An 18,225-nucleotide genomic window follows, 5' to 3' on the forward strand; every position below is an offset into this window, starting at 1 on the left:
GCTCAAAAGTCTATTCTACAGATTCTTCAATAATCACCTTTCTGTGCTCTCGGCCCCAGTTAATCATTTCTTGGATGATATTACCAAATGTCCGGCAATAGGCAGTCGGTAGGTATTCAATCAGCACAGGGCTGTCCGGATAGACTTTTCTGTTAACAAGCTTGTTGAGTTCCATATCTTTCAATTCTTTGGACAGCATACGTGTCGTGATACCAGGGATACTTCGTTCAATTTCTCGAAACCGTTTATTACCGTTGCATAGTGAATTGATAATAGGAATACGCCATTTTCCGCCTATAAAATACAGGGTGTCTTGTAATGCTCTTAGTTCTTCTACTTGATTTCTTTCCATGGTAATTTTGGTATACTCTATTATACTGGTATCAAATGTATATCAAATACCTGATATATTTGTCAAAAAAAAAGAACAATGGAAAATTTAGAAAACAAAGTCGTCTTAGTTACAGGAGGGAATAGTGGAATTGGTTTCGCAACAGCAAAGGAGTTTAGTGAAAATGGAGCACAAGTTATTATTACAGGAAGAAGAAAGCAAGCTATTGATCAAGCTGCTGAGCGGATAGGAGCAACAGCCTACGTGGCGGATCAGGCTATACTGCAAGATATTGAAAAACTTGCTCAGGAAATAAAAGATCGGTTTGGATATATTGATGTCCTATTTATAAACGCCGGTATTACAGGTGAAGGAGGTTTTATTGATGAAGCATCAGAAGCAAATTTTGATGCAGTAATGGATATCAATTTAAAAGGCTCATATTTTACATTGAGCAGATTTATCCCATTACTTCGCGATGGTGCGTCTGTCGTTATTCTTTCTTCTAATGTAGCGACCTTAAATATGCCAGCGAGTTCGATTTATCAAGCGAGTAAAGCGGCCGTTAATTCCTTCGCCAAAACAGCGGCAATGGAGCTTGCAAACCGTAAAATTCGTGTAAACACGGTGAGTCCTGGTCCGACTAGGACAGATGTGCTTAACAAGAATTATGACCAGCAGACTGTCGAAAATATTTGGAATAAGTTGGCTACTGAATCTCCACTCAAAAAGATAGGTACAGCCGAAGACGTCGCTAAAATGGTTGTTTATCTGAGTGGTGATCATGCATCTTACATTACTGGTGCTGATTTTGTTTTAGACGGTGGAATGGGTATCAATCATTCTTAACCACCTGCATAGCGCACTAAGAGGACTTTAGGTGAAGAACTTATCCTTCGTAGATATTCAATTATTATCATACGAAGGATAATCAATAGTTCAGATTCTTTGCCTGATCTCGCTTATTTATATTGGGGCGGATTGCATGCTAATTTTACAGTATTAAATAGTTTCAGCTATTCTTGCAGCAGCGTCTGTATTTTTTCAATAGAATCCTCATTCTCCAAAAACTCAATATAAGGTAACAATGGTTCAATATCCTTTTTGTCCATTGTTTCTATGTCTTCAAATAAAGCATTTACAAAATCAGTGCAAAAAGATTTGCCAAAGCTGTAAGTGTTTATTCTCGCCAGATCCTCACAATTGATTTCGGTGGCATTCAGATTAAATACAAGCTCAGGAATTTCGTAGTCGCCTTCCGCTGGATAGCCGATGTACCTAAACATGCTTTCTTTCCACACGCGAAATAGGATTTGATGCGAGACATGTTTCCCAAAGTATTCGAACACTTTGGAAAGTATATCGTAAGCGGTTTCTTTCTCAAAAACACCAGTAATGCTTTTGTCGATCAATTCGGCATAGGAAATGAAAATTGAGCTATCAAAATGAACATCAAAATTAGCGGTCAGCATGGCCACAATATGTTCTTTGGGTTGAGTTCTTAAAAGTTGTCTTGCTGTTAATGAGGTTAAGTTATGCTTTTGTTCTCGACCGTGGCTGTCGGGGAGGAGTACGGTGTGTTCTTTGTCGAGGATCGAGATAACGAATTTCCAATCTTCGGGCCTTTTGAGAATCCTACAATTTTGAGCGAGATAACCGCTCCTTTTTGGGTCAGGTTTCTTGTCACCGACAATAACTTCTCCAGGTTGAATAATATGTTCTGGAGGAACTTTAAACCTGCGTATATGCACAAAGAGTTCTTCTCCGGAAGGTAACGCAAGAGTACCAAATCCTTTGTTATTGTCGAACCATTTGACTGCGCCGATAAACATGGCTGGGGTTGAGTTTTGTTTCAATAGTATAAAGGTAATGAATAAAAGCCTTTATTAGGTATTGAAAATGAAATATTTGCAATTATTTGTGCTATATCACTTATTTTTCTCGTATTTATCTACTTATTTGGTTGGGGAAAAGATTTTCGGAAGGCCAAAGGCGACATATTTGTCTTCGCTTTGAATAACTTGTTAAATGATTGGGGATGGCCAAAGCCTAAGTCGTAAGCAACTTCGCTTACAGATAGGTTTGTGATGGATAATTTTTCTTTTGCTTTGTCAATTATTTTATCATGGATGAAATGCTGGGTATTTTCACCAGTCTGCAAACGGAGCATATCGCTTAAATAGCTAGCTGAAATGTGTAGTCGATCAGCAAGATACTGTACCGTTGGGATGCCTTGTTTGGTAGAAATATTGTTAGCGAAATATGCTTCCAATATTTCCTCAAGTTTGGCTATTAAGTTTGTATTAATCGCTTTTCGTGTGATAAACTGTCTTTTATAAAATCGGTTGGCATAATTTAAAAGTAATTCAATGTGGGAAATAATCACATCTTGACTAAAGTCATCGATTCGGCTAGTTAATTCTTCATCGATGTGTCGGAAGATGGAAATAATTCGGTCTTTTTCTTTTTCGGATAAATGTAGGGCTTCATTTGTGGTATAAGAAAAAAAACCGTACTGTTTTATTTTTTTTGCTAGCGGATATCCCCAAAAGAAATCGGGATGTATCAAAAGGGTATATTGTGAGCATACTTCGCCTTCATTTGCGCCATGGTTTCCTATAATTTGATTTGGAGCGGCAAACAGAAGTCCACCTTCGTCAAAGTCATAGTAACCTTGTCCATAGATGAGTTTTCCTTTAATGCTCGGTTTGTAGGATATTTTGTAGAAATTCAATACATGCGGTTGAGGAATATTGTTGAGCATAATCTGATGAGTGCTGCCATTCACCATGCTAACCAAGGGGTGGACCGGTGTTGGAAGGCCAAAAGCACGGTGAATATCCGATAGGGATTCCATCTTTGGAAGAGCTTTTTGTTCTTTTTTCATTTTTGAATTTACATAATTCTCGTTTACAATAGTCGATAATGTAAACGAGAATGAATTATTGACATAGGGATTACTTGGAAGCGCCTTGAGCTTGGGCTGAAACGGTATCCCATTCTTTCCATGTGGCAATCCTTTCGGCATACACACTACTTACCCAAGATAAGTTCCCATTTCCTAGATTAAACCGCAAGGGAGGATTTTCTGTGTCAACAATACTGAAGATTGCAGCTGGGGTCGCATTCGGATCACCTTTCTCCATTTTTCCTAAATCAGTAAAAAATTGGGCTTTAAAATCCTGGTAGGGATCTAATGTTTCAGCAAATTGTAGAGATTCCTGACTTCCAAATTCGGTGGCATAGGCTCCGGGTTCTATGATGGTTACTCTGATGCCAAACGCTTTGACCTCAAGTGCTAAGCTTTCGTGTATTGCTTCAAATGCCCATTTTGAGGAACAATAGTATCCGATTACAGGCAGTGTAACGTGGCCTAGGCTACTTGATGTACCTAAGATGTGGCCATATCCTTGCTGACGTAATAATGGTAAAACAGCTTGAATGACAGCGACCGGTCCAAGGATATTTGTTTCGTATTGTTTTCGAATATCGTTCATGCTAGCTTCCTCAATAGTTCCAACCAGAGAGTAACCTGCATTGTTAAGGACAATGTCTAACTGGCCAAAGTGATCATATGCCTGTTGTACAACAGTTTTTACTTTTTTGGTATCGGTAACGTCCAATTCCAGTGTCAATACGTTGTCTCCATATTTCTCATTGAGATAGGCGATGGAAGAGAGTCGTCGTGCGGTAGCAATTACTTTGTCGCCTCGCTGGAGCGCTGCCTCTGTCCAGATTTTCCCGAATCCGCGCGAACTGCCCGTGATAAACCATATTTTACTTTGCGTATTTTGTGTCATATTTCTTTGTATTTGTAATACAAACTTCCATAAAGAGCGTCTAATAAAAATCGCCAAATTGAGGGAATATGTAGCCGAAAGGAGTTTTGTGAAATTTATTTAAACGAATAATTTTATGGAATTATTTTTTGTCTCTTAGTCGTAATTTTGAATTAACTTAGTATGTTAAAATCTGTTTTATAAGATAGATTTTCATTAAACGTAAAGTTCCGTATGCAGCGTGTAATTGCTAAATCCATTCTTAACAAAACAAAACAGAGAGATCCTTGGTTTCTTGATGACTATACTGTAAATCCCTATAGCGGATGCTCTTTTAACTGTCTATATTGTTATATCAGGGGTAGTAAATATGGGGTAAATATGGCTGAAAAGCTAAGTGTCAAACAGAACGCGATTGATTTGTTGGATCGTGCTTTAGCGCTCCGTGCCCGTAAAAAACAATATGGAATAATTGTACTGTCGTCTGCAACGGATCCTTATCTGCAATTTGAACAGACGGAGTTACTGACGCGGCAATTGTTGGAAATTATATTACATTATCGTTTCCCAGTGCATATTATCACCAAATCGGATCTCGTCAGTAGAGATTTTGATTTGGTGAAGCAGATCGATGCTGAAGCAATACTTCCATTTGATCTGCAAGGTAAATTAACACATCGTGCTTTTATTACCTTTTCATTTTCGACAATCGATACCGAAATTGCCAGAATATTTGAACCGGGTGCACCATCGCCTGAGCTTCGTTTGAGTACATTGAGTCAGGCGCGAATGATGGGATTGTGTAGTGGCGTAAGTTTAATGCCTTTGTTACCATTTATTTCAGATACAGGAGCTCATCTTGATCAGATGTTTTCGACTTTTCGATCCGTTGATGCAAATTATATTTTTCCAGCAACCTTGGCGTTATATGGTTCTGATCCTGGTGATAATCGGACTTTGGTTATGCGCGCGGTTGAAAAACACTATCCACAGTTCGTGGAAAAATACCAACGATTGTTTGGTCCGGACGATAAGCTTCCCAACTATTATCGACAGGCATTTGCGGAAAAGGTAAAGGGATTATGTGTACAATATGGGCTGCGAGACCGGCTGCCGGCTGGCGATTCCTTATAATTTCTTGAGTATTTCAGTCAATTGATCAACACCAAAGTTGGATTTAAGAACCTTTGTTTCGAAATACCGTAGTTGTAGAAATAGAAGCAAGAATTTTCTATTAGAGTTAGAGGCCTGATATTTATGGAATCTATTGGGTGGATAGCTAGGGATACCGACTATACTTTTCTTGTTCTAGCTCTTAACAAATACAGATATTTTCGGTATTCCGGCAGTCTGAATTTTAACCTTTAATTGTATGTTTTGGTCCTAGCTAAAACCGATGGAAAACGAATTTTTTGTATAAATGACTTTTATGACGAAGTTTTAAATTAAAACTAAGGAAATAATTAGCCTAATCGTTCGTGTGTTTTATGGATTAAATATAGGTGTGTCTTGTTTTGTTTTTATGTTGTTTTGTTTCAAATATGTTACATTTTATTTCGTATTATATTTTTTAAAATATTATTTGTCTGTTTTTGTGTAATTGTTTGATTTTAAGCTATTTAATTAGTTTAATGAAATTAATTGGCTCTTTGTTTTGCTAAAAAATTAAAAAAGACATTCTGTTTCGTGTTAAAATTATATTATCTTAATACTGATTTAACCAATTGTCGTTTAATTGTTTAGTAATGCATTATTAATAATTTACAAATATTAAATAACCTTTCTTTGTAACCGAAGAAAAACAAAACCAAATTCATGAAAACGAAACACGTATTACTTCCTGTAATGATTGGGATGTCTTTCGGCGCGTGGGCCAAGAGCAAACCTGTCTTTCTGACATCTATTCCAGATGTTGAAATTTCTGCTAAATTTCAGGGGCCTATCCGAGGCATTGTAAAAACAGCAACCGGTGAACCTATCTTAGGTGCATCAATTTTTAATTTAACTACTGGTAAAACTACACAGACTGACCAGCATGGCGATTTTGTCATTGAAGGGAAAATCGGGCATACACTGCGCTTGTCGATGATCGGTTTTGAAACACAGCAAGTAAAAGTAGAGGCAACAACTTTAACGATTCAGCTGGTTTCTACAGATCAATCGCTTGATGAAGTAATTGTTGTCGGGTATGGTAAGCAAAAAAAGGTAAACTTAACGGGTGCTGTTACACAGATTGATGCGAAGATACTTGAAAACCGTCCAGTTGCCAATGCTACTCAGGCTTTGCAGGGAGCAATACCAAATTTGAATATTACATTTACCAATGGTAGGCCAGGAGGGGAAGGGAATGTTAATATCCGGGGCTTTGCTTCGATAAACTCAGCTAATGCACAACCTCTTATTCTCATTGATGGTGTCCCAGGTAATATCAATACTATCAATCCGCGTGATATTGAATCGATATCCGTTTTAAAAGATGCTTCTGCTGCAGCGATTTATGGAGCTCGAGGGGCATTCGGTGTTATGCTAGTAACAACCAAAAAAGGAAAGGCCGGAAAAATGAACATTAATTATAGTAATAATTTTGGTTGGTCTAGACTGACTGTGCGGACAGATTTTATGACGAGCGGATATGATGCCGCGAAACTAAATGATGAAGCTTTTATTCGTGCCACTGGTAATAGTTATACGGGATATACAGAAGATGACTATGCTGAACTATTGAAACGAAAAACAGATCCGAGCCTGCCTTCCGTAGTGATTCAGAATAGAAATGGAAAAGATCAATATGTATATTATGGCAATACAGATTGGTGGAATGAGATGTATCGAAAAACACAGGCATCGATGGAACATTCGTTGAATTTCTCTGGTGGTAGTGAAAAAATTGATTATTATGTGTCGGGGCGTCTTTATGAAAAAGGTGGGCTAATGAAAATTAACCAAGATAAATTCGATGCATATAATGTTCGATCGCGCATAAATGCGCAGGTCACCCCTTGGTTGAAAGTAAGTGCAAATACCCAGCTCAATTATCAGAATTATACCTATCCGGGATGGGCGACAAGTCCAGATAATAACAATAATTTTATTTCGACAACGGTACATGCTTTACCATCTTATGTGCCAATGAATCCAGATGGTACAGCAACATATAGGACCGAGTTGAACAATTATAATATTGGTGATGGTATTTACGCAGATTTGTTGCATGGAAAGTCAAAAGGAGGCGAGGATAAATATGAGTTTATCAATATGTTTGAGACGGTATTTCAGTTGGCGCCAAACTTGACCTTAACGGGGAATTACACCTTTACCTATAACCCTATACACAATTGGAATAGGAGAACTGTAGCGCCTTGGTCTGTTTTCCCGGGAGTGATCAATTACCTAGGGAATGATACGTTTACCGAAACGATTATCAATCGACCTAAACACTCACTCAACCTTTTTGCAAATTATAACAAGCAGTTAGGGGACCATCAGTTGGCGGCTACGGTGGGTTTTAACCAGGAGACTACCGGATACAAACGAATTGGTGGAACACATAATAACCTATTGTCAGAGGATCTGAATGACTTTGCTCTTGGGACTGGTCAGATGCAACTACTCGGAAATGCAAATACATGGGCACTACGAGGATACTTTGGAAGGTTGAATTACAACTATAAAGGGAAATATCTTTTGGAAGTTAATGGTCGCTATGATGGAACTTCTAAATTTCCGTCCAATCAGCGGTATGGATTTTTCCCGTCTTTTTCGGGTGGATGGCGGATCTCTGAGGAGTCTTTTATGGCAAATCTGAAACCTGTTTTGAATGAAGCTAAATTTAGAGTTTCTTATGGGGCATTGGGTAATGCGCAAGAGGCTGCTGAGTATGGTTATATCCAATTGTTGAATGCAGGGTTGTCCAATTACATAACCAATGGTACAAAAACACAATACCTGAGTGCTCCGACACCAATTTCAGCTGATTTAACCTGGGAGAGGACGAATACGTTAAATTTTGGAACAGATCTTGAATTTTTTAGAAACCGATTGAGTGTTTCTGCTGACTATTTTATTCGAAATACGTTGGATATGTTGATCCCAGGTAAGACATTGCCAGCGGTTTTTGGTTCCGGTTCACCTCGGACCAATGCAGGCGACTTACAGAATAAGGGCTGGGAGCTTTCTGTGGCCTGGCGGGATCAACTGGAGCTGGATGGAAAACCTTTTGGCTATAATGTTGGATTGGGACTATCGGATTCCAAAGCGAAGATTACGCGTTTTGACAATAAGGAAATGTTGCTGAGTAACTATTACGTTGGCCAGACTTTGGGCGAAATTTGGGGTTATAGGACCGATGGATTTTTTCAGTCTCAGGCGGAAATTGACAATTGGAAAGTTAATCAGGATTATGTGGACAAACAACGGTTGGCTGCACCGGGAGACTGGTCTAAGCTTCATCCTGGAGATTTGAAATTTGTTGACATTGGTGGAAAGGATGGAGTTCCAGATGGAAAGGTTGATGCTGGAGACAATACATTGATGAACCCTGGGGATCAAGTTATCATCGGGAATAACAGACCCCGTTATACATTTGGTTTTAATTTGGGGGCAAATTGGCAAGGATTCGATATCTCGGCTTTCTTTCAGGGGATAGGTCGACAACATTGGTGGCCTGGAGCAAATGCAGATAAGTTTTGGGGGCCATACTCAAGACCCTATTATTCTTTTGTACCGAAGGATTTTGAACAAGATATTTGGACGCCTGAAAATGCAAATGCCTATTATCCACTGCTACGAGGTTATATTGCCTTAAATGATCGTGGATCTTTGAACGTCAAATCGGATCGTTACTTACAGGATTTAGCTTATATAAGACTAAAAAATCTAACCGTAGGATATACGGTTCCTCAGGCCTGGCTGAAGCGCGTGAAATTGGCCAATGCACGGGTTTATGTGTCAGGTGAAAATATTTGGACGGCGACTAAGCTCCGTTCCAAATATATCGATCCCGAACAGTCGGCTCAAGAGGTCAACGGAAGATCATATCCAATCTCTAAAACATTTTCATTTGGTCTAGATTTAACATTTTAATAGTATGAAAAAGATAGTATATATATATGCATTGTTGAGCTGCGGCATGATGGCTTGTAGCAAAGATTATTTGGAGCGTTTGCCTGAGTCGTCGGTTACTCCTGAGGCTTCCTTTAAAACTGAAAAGGATTTGGCACTATTTACAAAGTCATTTTACGATGCCGCACTGCCTTCGGCCGAAGGTATTTATAACGAATCGGTCGATAATATCGTTAAGACAACATTGGATGATGAATTGACCGGAAAAAGACAGGTTCCGATAAGTGGCGGTGGATGGACTTGGGCAAATCTTCGTAATATCAATTACTTTTTGGCAAATTGCTTTAATACAGTTTCAGAAACAACTGCTGCGCCTTATGCTGCCGAAGCGCGTTTTTTTAGGGCATATTTTTATTTCGATAAACTGAAACGTTTTGGAGATGTACCTTGGTATGACAAGGTCATTGACCAAAATGACGAAGAACAACTTAAGAAGGCAAGGGATCCTAGAACTTTGGTTGTATCAAATATTCTCGCTGATCTGGACTATGCGATTGCTAATCTATCAGCTACCAAAAGTGATGAAAAAGTGACTAAATGGACTGCATTGGCCTTAAAATCCCGAGTCGCACTTTTTGAAGGAACATTTCGTAAATATCACACAGAATTTAATCTAACTGATGCAAACGGTTTGTTAGAGAAGGCAGCCGATGCAGCCAGTAAGCTTATGGAGGGAGCGCAATACAGTGTATACAATGCCGCGGGAACAGACTCTTATGGTGCGTTGTTTTATAGTGTTAATAGTTTGCCGCAAGAGGTTATTTTAGCGCGGAAATTCTCGGATGCTTTGCAAATTTGGCACAATGTAAATTATTATACGATCACGGCTTCCTATGGAAAACCTGGATTGGATAAAAATTTGGTGGATTCTTATCTGATGAAAGATGGAACGAGGTTTACCGATAAATCGAATTACCAAACAATGATGTTTAAAGAAGAGGTTCTAAATCGTGATCCACGCCTAAGCCAGACGATACGTACACCAGGCTATAAGCGTATAGGAGGTGCTGCTGTTGTTGCACCGAACTTTGGGAATTCGGTAACGGGATATCAATTGATCAAATTTGTAGGTGATGTAAAGTATGATAATTACAATCGTTCTGAAAATGATATGCCTATTTTTAGGTATGCCGAGGTTTTATTGAATTATGCTGAAGCGAAAGCAGAGTTAGGTACATTGAGCCAGGCTGATTTGGACAAATCAATTAAGTTGTTACGCGATCGTGTAGGTATGCCAAATCTAAATCTGCAAGCGGCTAAATCAAACCCAGATGCATTTTTAGCTAAAGATTATCCGAATGTAGTTGGTGATATGAAGGGGGTACTATTGGAAATAAGAAGAGAACGACGTGTGGAATTGGTTATGGAGTCTTTCCGTTGGGATGATATCTTAAGATGGAAAAGCGGGCAGTTGGTCACAAGGCAATTTAAAGGGATGTATTTTCCAGGTACAGGTAAGTTTGATCTAGATAATGATGGTAAAGATGACGTTTGGATTTATGAAGGTGACAAGCCTAGTGCTTCAGGCATTCAGTTATTGAAATTAGGGTCGGAAATCTTATTGGAAAATGGAAATAAAGGAAATGTGATTATTAACGCACATATCAAAAAAGTTTTCGATGAAAAGAAAGACTATTTATATCCAATACCTGTTCAAGAACGACAGTTAAATCCTAACCTCATCCAAAATCCAAACTGGGGAGAATAATACCCCTTAGAAAATACGATCAGTGGTCGAGCCCTTCGCCTGCTGATCGTATTTTTTTAATATAACGACGTTTTTTTTAACTATCTGTATTTTAGTTGTATATGGTGGGGGAAAGACGTTTAATTTATTTTTCGTACCTTTGTACTGTCAAAAGACAGAATGGCGTGAGTTTATTCCGCTATGGCTTTGTGCCTTTGGCACAGCCTAGGTTGTTCGTTATACTTGTTGAAGTATATTTTGGAGATGCTTTTTGAATGGAGCATTTCGTCTTTAAAAGATTAGTTTCTTTTTCATCATTGCTCTTACCGAACCGAGAGTAAAGTATGTTAGTTAATAAGTTGATTGAACTGTAAGAGTAAGATTTCGATCAAACGAACTCAACTGTAGGGATATTTTTATTTGTAAGAAAATAGCGTAGGCGTATGGCCTTAGTGGATCACTCATGCCCTTATGGTTTATTTATGTTTAAAAAAATTAAAAAATGGATAAAACTAGTAAGGTAAAAGTAAAAGTTGAAGACTTGGTACTTGTTTTCGGAAAACAGAAGAAGCAAGCTTTGAAATTACTAAATGAGGGTTTCTCCAAAAAAGAAATCTTGGCAAAGACAGATTGCACGATCGGAATCAACAAAGCTAATTTTGAAATCTTCGAGGGTGAATTCTTTGTTATAATGGGACTATCAGGGAGTGGGAAATCTACGCTGCTCCGTTGTCTTAATCGATTGAACGAACCTACATCGGGAAAGGTATTTGTCAATGGAGAGGATATTACAGGGAAAAATAATAAAGATTTTCTTGAAGTCCGTAGGACAGAAATGAGTATGGTCTTTCAAAAGTTTGGTCTGTTGCCACATCACACCGTATTAAGCAATGCCGCTTTTGGTTTAGAACTAAGAGGGGAAGAACGGGAAAAACGGGAATCTAAAGCTCAGAAAGCGCTGGATGTAGTAGGACTGAGTGGATTTGAGCAACAGTTACCGTCTCAGTTATCTGGTGGTATGCAACAGCGGGTTGGACTGGCTCGGGCACTTGCCAATGATCCCGAAGTATTGCTGATGGATGAGGCATTTTCAGCACTAGATCCCCTGATTAAAACCGAAATGCAAGATCAGCTATTGGAGTTGCAGGATAATTTACAAAAAACGATCGTTTTTATTACCCATGATCTCGATGAAGCAATCAAATTGGGCGATCGTATTGCTATTATGAAGGATGGTGTCATCGAACAGATCGGTACCGCGGAAGATATCTTGACAAATCCAGCAAGTGACTATGTTAAAGCCTTCGTTGAAAAAGTGGATCGCAAGTCTATCATTTCGGCAGGTTCCCTGATGTTTGAGAAACCTACTGTTGTACGTTTCAAAAAAGATGGCCCCGAGGGGGCTCTACGGAAAATGCGGTCGACAGGAATTGAAATTCTCCCTGTAGTTGATGCTCATGAGACTTTTCTTGGTTTTGTTCACATGAATGAAGTCATTCAATCTGCAAAGCGTAGGGAACCTACCGTAGAATCCATTATACATACGACCGTTCCAACAGTATCAAAAGAGGTGACCGTTGAAGAAATGTTGCCCCTGATATCGGAGATCCGGTCGCCAATCGCTGTGGTGAATGAACATAATCGTTTGTTGGGGATCGTAACACAGACATCGTTGATTATCGAAGCGACAAAGTATAATGAAGAAGAAATTATTGAATTAAAAGAGAAAGCAAATAATCAGTAGAAATGAATAAAGTAATCGATATAGGACAATACATCGCTGTAGCTGTAAATTGGCTGACAGATCATTTAGAACCATTTTTTAACTTGATAAAAAATACGGGGAATGCATCCATTATTGGACTGGAATGGGTGCTAACAACGATACCTTTTTTTATTATCATCGCATTATTTACAGGTTTAGCCTGGTGGAAATCTGGGAAAGGGGTTGCATTGACAACGTTGGTGGGATTAACATTGATCTATCTGATGGGATTTTGGATTGCAACGATGGAGACTTTGGCCCTGGTGTTGGTCGCTACACTAACAGCATTGGTTATATCAGTTCCTTTGGGTGTGTGGGCCGCGAAGAATAAACTAGCAGCGAAAATCATTCGGCCCTTACTTGATTTAATGCAGACGATGCCTGCCTTTGTTTACTTGATTCCAGCGGTGTTATTTTTTAGTATCGGTAAAGTCCCGGGAGCTTTTGCTACCATTATTTTCGCTATGCCACCTGCCGTCCGTTTGACGACTTTAGGGATTGATGCGGTTCCAAAAGATATCGTTGAAGCTGCACGTTCATTTGGCGCGACCAATAGTCAGATCTTATTTAAAGTAGAACTGCCCTTGGCTACAAAAACAATCTTAGCAGGGATCAATCAGACCATATTACTGTCTTTATCTATGGTTGTTATTGCCGGAATGATTGCTGCTGGTGGCTTGGGAGAAAAAGTGCTTGAGGGTATTAATAACTTGGATATTGGTCTTGGTTTTGAAAGTGGTTTGTCCGTTGTGATTCTCGCTATTATTTTGGATCGAATCACGCAGGGCTTTGTAAAAAAGAAAGCATAGTATGAGGAAAATAAAAAGTATGGTATTGTGTCTGATGGTGTTGTTGCTTGCGTCATGCAGCACAGGTCGGAATAAAAATATTATTCATATCGGTATGGTCGATGGCTGGGCCGAAGGGGTCGCAATGACAGAGGTCGCAAAAGTTATTATGGAAGAAAAGGGATATCATGTTGTTGTCCAGCGGGCTACGCCAGATATGATCTTAGCCTCCATGAACAATGGCGATACAGATCTATATATGGATGTCTGGCTGCCATTGACCCATGGAAGTAAAGTGGCTAAATTCCCCAATATTGAAGAGCTTGGAACGAGTTATAACCATGCGCGAAATGGACTTGTTGTACCGGATTACGTAACAATTGATGGAATTGAAGAGTTGAAAAAACATGAAAAAGAGTTTGATAAACGGATCATTGGAATAGAAAAAGGGGCTGGAATAACACGTGCCGTGGATCAGGTGATCAAAGATTATAGCCTCGATTATAAGCATGTGAACTCATCTACCGTAGCTATGATCACGGAATTGCAAAATGCAATCAAAGCAAAACGTTGGATTGTGGTAGCTGGCTGGCAGCCGCATTGGATGTTTGCTAAAATGAAATTGAAGTTTTTGGATGACCCCAAAAAGACATTGGGTGATGCCGAGCAAATTAAAATTTTTGCACGGGGAAACTTTAACATTGAGCAGCCTGAGCTAGCCCGATTTTTCTCCAAAGTCTACTTCGATGAATCAACAATGGCTGATTTGTTGTCAAAAATGCAGGGAAGCCAGGACAAAGCATTTACGGCAAAAGAATGGGTCAAGAAACATAACGATCTCGTAAAGGGCTGGTTATTGTAAACTGAGGTGATTAAATAGTTGTGCCACCCCAGTACGCTACCCGGCATAGCATAAGGAGGGCATTGTCATTACGACAATGCCCTTAAAAATTTACGGGCCAGTTGAATTTGTTGTTGTTGTATGCTGGATAAAGGATATCTGCTATCATCAATCCATGTGTCGAGCCCCTTTGGAAATTCCCAGGCGAAATCTAAGACTTTCGCTTTTTCTGCGGCTAAAATAATGTCATGTTTCGTTGCATTTGGATTGGCAATCTTGATGTTATTATAAATGCTATCCTGGATGAGTGGAAAGTTGCCTGCCATATCCTGATTTCTATTTGTATCCATAGTGAATTATTTTTTAAATAATTAAGAATGATTCTAGATAATTTTATACTTTAGTCAAAGATAGCAGGCATTCTATTGTTATGGGGTCTGCATAAAGGAGTAAAATGTCCGTCGAAGGGAATATTTCTGTTAAGGTATATTGCCTAATGTGCGTAAGACTATTTGAATCCTAAAAGGAATTAAAAATGGCACTAAGATTATATGATATTGATTCACCCAATTTATTATTGGAGCGGACTTACCCAAGTACCTACTTTTCTGTCGACACTGGAATTTATGAATCTGTAACACATTTAGATACTACATTTGGAAAAGGCTTTTATAAGGAGGTTTTCTTCGATGGTATTCATATTGGTTACGGTCATGCACAGTTATTTAAACGGATGCGGTTTCGTTTTGAAAGTGATTTTGAAACAGTTGAAATGCACTTTGCCTTAAAAGGCAATAGTCAGGCGAGTGGCGAAATGATGCCCTTAGGTGTAAATTTTGAGACATACCAGCATAATATTATTTACGGAAATTCAATGTGTGGTCAAATGGAGTGGGGGAATCAGGAGTTTCAGTTATGTGAAATAAACTTATCGCCCGAATTTTTTAAAAGATTCCTGCCCGAAGATTCTAAATTCTTTGCAGATTTTCGGAATGCTATTGACCGTGGTAAATCGGGATTGCTGACCAATATGCATAGACGGATTACCCACGATATGTATGAAATTATCGACGATGTAATCAATTGTCAACGAAAGGGAATTTTTAAGAAAATTTTCCTGGAAGCAAAGATTATGGAGCTCTTGCTTCTTCAATTGGAACAGTTTCAGGAAGAGGATTTTGTAGCAGTTTCGTTAAAAAAAGCCGATATCGATAAGATATATGCCGTTCGTGAGTTTCTACTAAAAAATATGGATACCAATAGTACACTAGTCAATCTCGCGCATCTGGTGGGTACCAATGAATTCACATTGAAAAAAGGTTTTAAGGAGCTATTTGGTACGACTGTTTTTGGTTTTTGGCATGACGCAAAAATGGAACATGCCAAGAAACTGATCTTAGATGAAGATCGAACAATCGGTGAAGTTTCTGATTTGGTCGGTTACAAAAATCAACGCCATTTTTCGGACGCCTTTAAACGTAAATTTGGAATCCCACCGAGTAAGCTAAAAAATACCTTGTAATGTGGAATAGTTTTTTTTACACTTTACGGACCTTTTATTCCTTCTTACGGAAGTTTTAATAGCGCATGAATCGGGTTTGATAAAAGTCGAATAATTACCTTTGTTTAGAAAGATTCTTAATAATGGTCTTTTGATCAAATATGTACGTAATTAGAAAATCATGGGAAAAACTGAAATGAAAGTAATACAGCTCGCCCTGACTGTAAGTAGAAAAGAATACCTGACGCCACATTATATCCGTGTTTATTTGACTGGTGATGGTGTAGATCAAATCGCTAATACGACCGTCGGAGTCAATAACAAGATCTTGATTCCGCCAAAGTATGTAGATCGCATTTATTTTCCAGAATTTGATTATGAACGAGGGCAGTGGAAGCCGATGGATGAGGCGATTAGGCCAACAGTTCGAACTTATACACATCGCGGTATCAACCTTGATAGAAATGAAGTATGGATTGATTTCGTTGCCCATGGTGATGAGGGGCCAGCTTCAGCTTGGGCTATGGCTGCAAAACCTGGCGACGTGCTTGGGATTCTGATGAAAGCAGGTAAGACGTCTCTATATGAAGTTGCAGCTAACTATCTCCTTGTTGGGGATGCAACTGCAATTCCTGTTCTGGGGGCAATCTTAGAAGATTTGCCACCTTCGGCAAAGGGAATCTGTATGATTGAAGTACATGGTAGCGAAGATATACAGCAATTGAAGACTAAGGCTGCTATTGATTTTATTTGGTTACATAATGATACGCCACAGGAAGGTAGCCTTTTGGCGGATTTGGTGAAGATCAGATCCTTGCCTGTAGCGGATAAATTTGCTTATGTAGCTGCTGAATTTTCGACAGTTAAGGAGATTCGCAATTATTTGCGTAAGGATCTCGGTTGGGGAAGAGAGGAGCTTTATGCTTATTCGTATTGGAAAGCTGGAGTTGCTGAAGATAAATCTGCTACAGATCGCCGTAGTGAGAGTGAAGAAATCCAGGCCTAACGTTTACGATAGGTTATGGAGAAACAGAAACAACTGATCTTAAACGGTAAGTTAAGTAGGGTGATGTGGCAGATGTCGTGGCCTGCCGTGATTGCAATGGTCCTGTATGGTCTGAACAATTTTCTGGATGGTATTTTTGTTGGTCATCTGATTAACAATACAGCGTTGGCAGCTGTCGGTGTAACCTATCCTTTAGCCCAATTTGCACAAGGTTTTGGTACCCTGATCGGAACAGGTATGGGGGCAGCAATTAGTATTTGGATAGGTGGGGATCAACAGGAGAAATTACATAGGTCATTTGGTACGGTGCATTTTTTGACTATTATTTTCTCTCTTATAATTACCCTCCCTTGCTATGCATTTGCCGACAAATTGGTCTACATGATGGGTGGTAGAGGTGATATATTGGCTCTTGGGGTGGATTACTTTCGAACAACCATATTGGGTAGTTTTTTCTGGATTTATGGTTTGGCCCTCAACATGATTATTCGTGCAGAGGGTCGTATGAAAACTGCGGCCTGGATGATTGCAATAGGATTGCTTGTTGATGTCTTACTTAAACCGGTTTTTATAGAACACTTTGGTTGGGGTGTATCAGGGGCAGCTTGGGCAACCAATATATCGATGATCATCTACACATTTTTAGGTGTATGGTATTACGCCGGGGGAAAGGCTTCGTTCAAAACAAAGTTTTGGTCTTTATCTTGGGATTTATCGATTTTAAAAGAAACGCTTTCATTAGGAATGCCCGGCTTTGTCATGATGGTCATGATTGTAATCCAGAATATTGTTGTCTTCAACGCATTGGCCAATTACGGAAATAATATGGATATTACGTTTTTTACGGCGATCAATCGGCTTTATATTTTATTAAATACCCCACTATGGGGGCTTATGCGGGCTTTGCAGCCTGTAACGGGGATGAATTATGGTGCTGGGCAGTATACGAGAAGTATCAATTCGTACCGTTTATTTGCCATTACTGGGCTGCTGATTCTGCTTCCGTTCTGGTTGCTGGTGATGCTTCATCCCGTTGCTGTGATATCGATCATGATCCCAGGAGCGATTTTTTCAATACAGCAGCTAATGGATTTCAGAATTTACATGAGTGTTTTATTGGTTCTTCCATTTATTTTTATGGCGATGGTGTGGTTTCCTTCCATTGATCATGCCAAGCCTGCGACTTTTATCAGTGTATTGCGGCAGGTTGTATTTTATATTCCTATCTTAATTATTGCACCAAAATATTTTGGTGTACACAGCATTTACGTAGCGAGCGCGGCGATAGATTGGATTATTTTCATTATAGTCATCTATGCGGTTCGACGAAGCACGCGGAAGCTCAATATGCAAGTTGATGTATAAGACGTTGCAGCGCGAACGATGTTAATGTTAAGTTAAGCAAT

15 protein-coding genes are annotated in these 18,225 nt (G+C 39.2%); 10 read left to right on the forward strand and 5 right to left on the reverse strand.

Annotated features, from left to right (window positions below):
- Positions 1–10 precede the first annotated feature (10 nt).
- Complete coding sequence (locus tag B4N43_RS11535) at positions 11–352, reverse strand: winged helix-turn-helix transcriptional regulator (protein WP_115050482.1); 342 nt, start codon at positions 350–352, stop codon at positions 11–13.
- A gap of 78 nt (positions 353–430) precedes the next feature.
- Between B4N43_RS11535 and B4N43_RS11540 the strand changes: the two genes are divergently transcribed.
- On the forward strand, positions 431–1,180 hold the full coding sequence (locus B4N43_RS11540) for an SDR family oxidoreductase (RefSeq protein ID WP_088163653.1): 750 nt from the start codon (positions 431–433) through the stop codon (positions 1,178–1,180).
- A gap of 167 nt (positions 1,181–1,347) precedes the next feature.
- On the opposite strand, the gene B4N43_RS11545 is transcribed toward B4N43_RS11540, so the two are convergent.
- The 3 genes from B4N43_RS11545 to B4N43_RS11555 all read right to left on the reverse strand — a co-directional run bounded on the left by B4N43_RS11545 (position 1,348) and on the right by B4N43_RS11555 (position 4,131).
- Positions 1,348–2,187: a cold-shock protein gene (locus B4N43_RS11545; protein ID WP_286734766.1), complete on the reverse strand. Its 840-nt coding sequence runs from the start codon at positions 2,185–2,187 to the stop codon at positions 1,348–1,350.
- Between the two features lie 95 nt (positions 2,188–2,282).
- Positions 2,283–3,218 (reverse strand): helix-turn-helix domain-containing protein, encoded by a 936-nt coding sequence (locus B4N43_RS11550; RefSeq protein WP_075993485.1) that lies wholly within the window; start codon positions 3,216–3,218, stop codon positions 2,283–2,285.
- A 70-nt stretch (positions 3,219–3,288) separates the two neighbouring features.
- The gene (locus tag B4N43_RS11555) at positions 3,289–4,131 is read right to left on the reverse strand and encodes an SDR family NAD(P)-dependent oxidoreductase (RefSeq protein WP_075993484.1); all 843 of its coding nucleotides are present in this window, start codon (positions 4,129–4,131) and stop codon (positions 3,289–3,291) included.
- A 213-nt stretch (positions 4,132–4,344) separates the two neighbouring features.
- On the opposite strand from B4N43_RS11555, the gene B4N43_RS11560 reads away from it, so the two are divergent.
- From B4N43_RS11560 to B4N43_RS11585, 6 genes are all read left to right on the forward strand, one after another.
- Positions 4,345–5,244 (forward strand): SPL family radical SAM protein, encoded by a 900-nt coding sequence (locus tag B4N43_RS11560; protein WP_349677180.1) that lies wholly within the window; start codon positions 4,345–4,347, stop codon positions 5,242–5,244.
- Between the two features lie 681 nt (positions 5,245–5,925).
- The gene (locus B4N43_RS11565) at positions 5,926–9,192 is read left to right on the forward strand and encodes a SusC/RagA family TonB-linked outer membrane protein (protein WP_286734779.1); all 3,267 of its coding nucleotides are present in this window, start codon (positions 5,926–5,928) and stop codon (positions 9,190–9,192) included.
- A 4-nt stretch (positions 9,193–9,196) separates the two neighbouring features.
- Positions 9,197–10,939, forward strand: coding sequence for a RagB/SusD family nutrient uptake outer membrane protein (locus B4N43_RS11570; RefSeq protein WP_286734781.1), 1,743 nt, complete (start codon positions 9,197–9,199; stop codon positions 10,937–10,939).
- 481 nt (positions 10,940–11,420) lie between these two features.
- Entirely contained in the window at positions 11,421–12,662 is a 1,242-nt protein-coding gene (locus B4N43_RS11575; protein WP_286734783.1) for a quaternary amine ABC transporter ATP-binding protein, read from the forward strand.
- 2 nt (positions 12,663–12,664) lie between these two features.
- Complete coding sequence (locus tag B4N43_RS11580) at positions 12,665–13,492, forward strand: ABC transporter permease (RefSeq protein WP_075993479.1); 828 nt, start codon at positions 12,665–12,667, stop codon at positions 13,490–13,492.
- A gap of 1 nt (position 13,493) precedes the next feature.
- A complete protein-coding gene (locus B4N43_RS11585; RefSeq protein ID WP_088162284.1) occupies positions 13,494–14,333 on the forward strand; it encodes a glycine betaine ABC transporter substrate-binding protein in 840 nt (279 codons plus the stop codon).
- A gap of 68 nt (positions 14,334–14,401) precedes the next feature.
- Here B4N43_RS11585 and B4N43_RS11590 read toward each other — a convergent pair whose 3' ends face one another.
- Entirely contained in the window at positions 14,402–14,662 is a 261-nt protein-coding gene (locus tag B4N43_RS11590; protein ID WP_088162283.1) for a hypothetical protein, read from the reverse strand.
- 185 nt (positions 14,663–14,847) lie between these two features.
- Between B4N43_RS11590 and B4N43_RS11595 the strand changes: the two genes are divergently transcribed.
- From B4N43_RS11595 to B4N43_RS11605, 3 genes are all read left to right on the forward strand, one after another.
- On the forward strand, positions 14,848–15,834 hold the full coding sequence (locus B4N43_RS11595) for a helix-turn-helix transcriptional regulator (protein ID WP_046675379.1): 987 nt from the start codon (positions 14,848–14,850) through the stop codon (positions 15,832–15,834).
- A 160-nt stretch (positions 15,835–15,994) separates the two neighbouring features.
- The gene (locus B4N43_RS11600; RefSeq protein WP_286734786.1) at positions 15,995–16,819 is read left to right on the forward strand and encodes a siderophore-interacting protein; all 825 of its coding nucleotides are present in this window, start codon (positions 15,995–15,997) and stop codon (positions 16,817–16,819) included.
- Between the two features lie 15 nt (positions 16,820–16,834).
- Positions 16,835–18,184, forward strand: coding sequence for an MATE family efflux transporter (locus B4N43_RS11605; RefSeq protein ID WP_286734788.1), 1,350 nt, complete (start codon positions 16,835–16,837; stop codon positions 18,182–18,184).
- Positions 18,185–18,225: the final 41 nt, after the last annotated feature.

Source organism: Sphingobacterium sp. UBA1897 (assembly GCF_002337775.1).
Classification (GTDB): Bacteria; Bacteroidota; Bacteroidia; order Sphingobacteriales; family Sphingobacteriaceae; genus Sphingobacterium; species Sphingobacterium siyangense.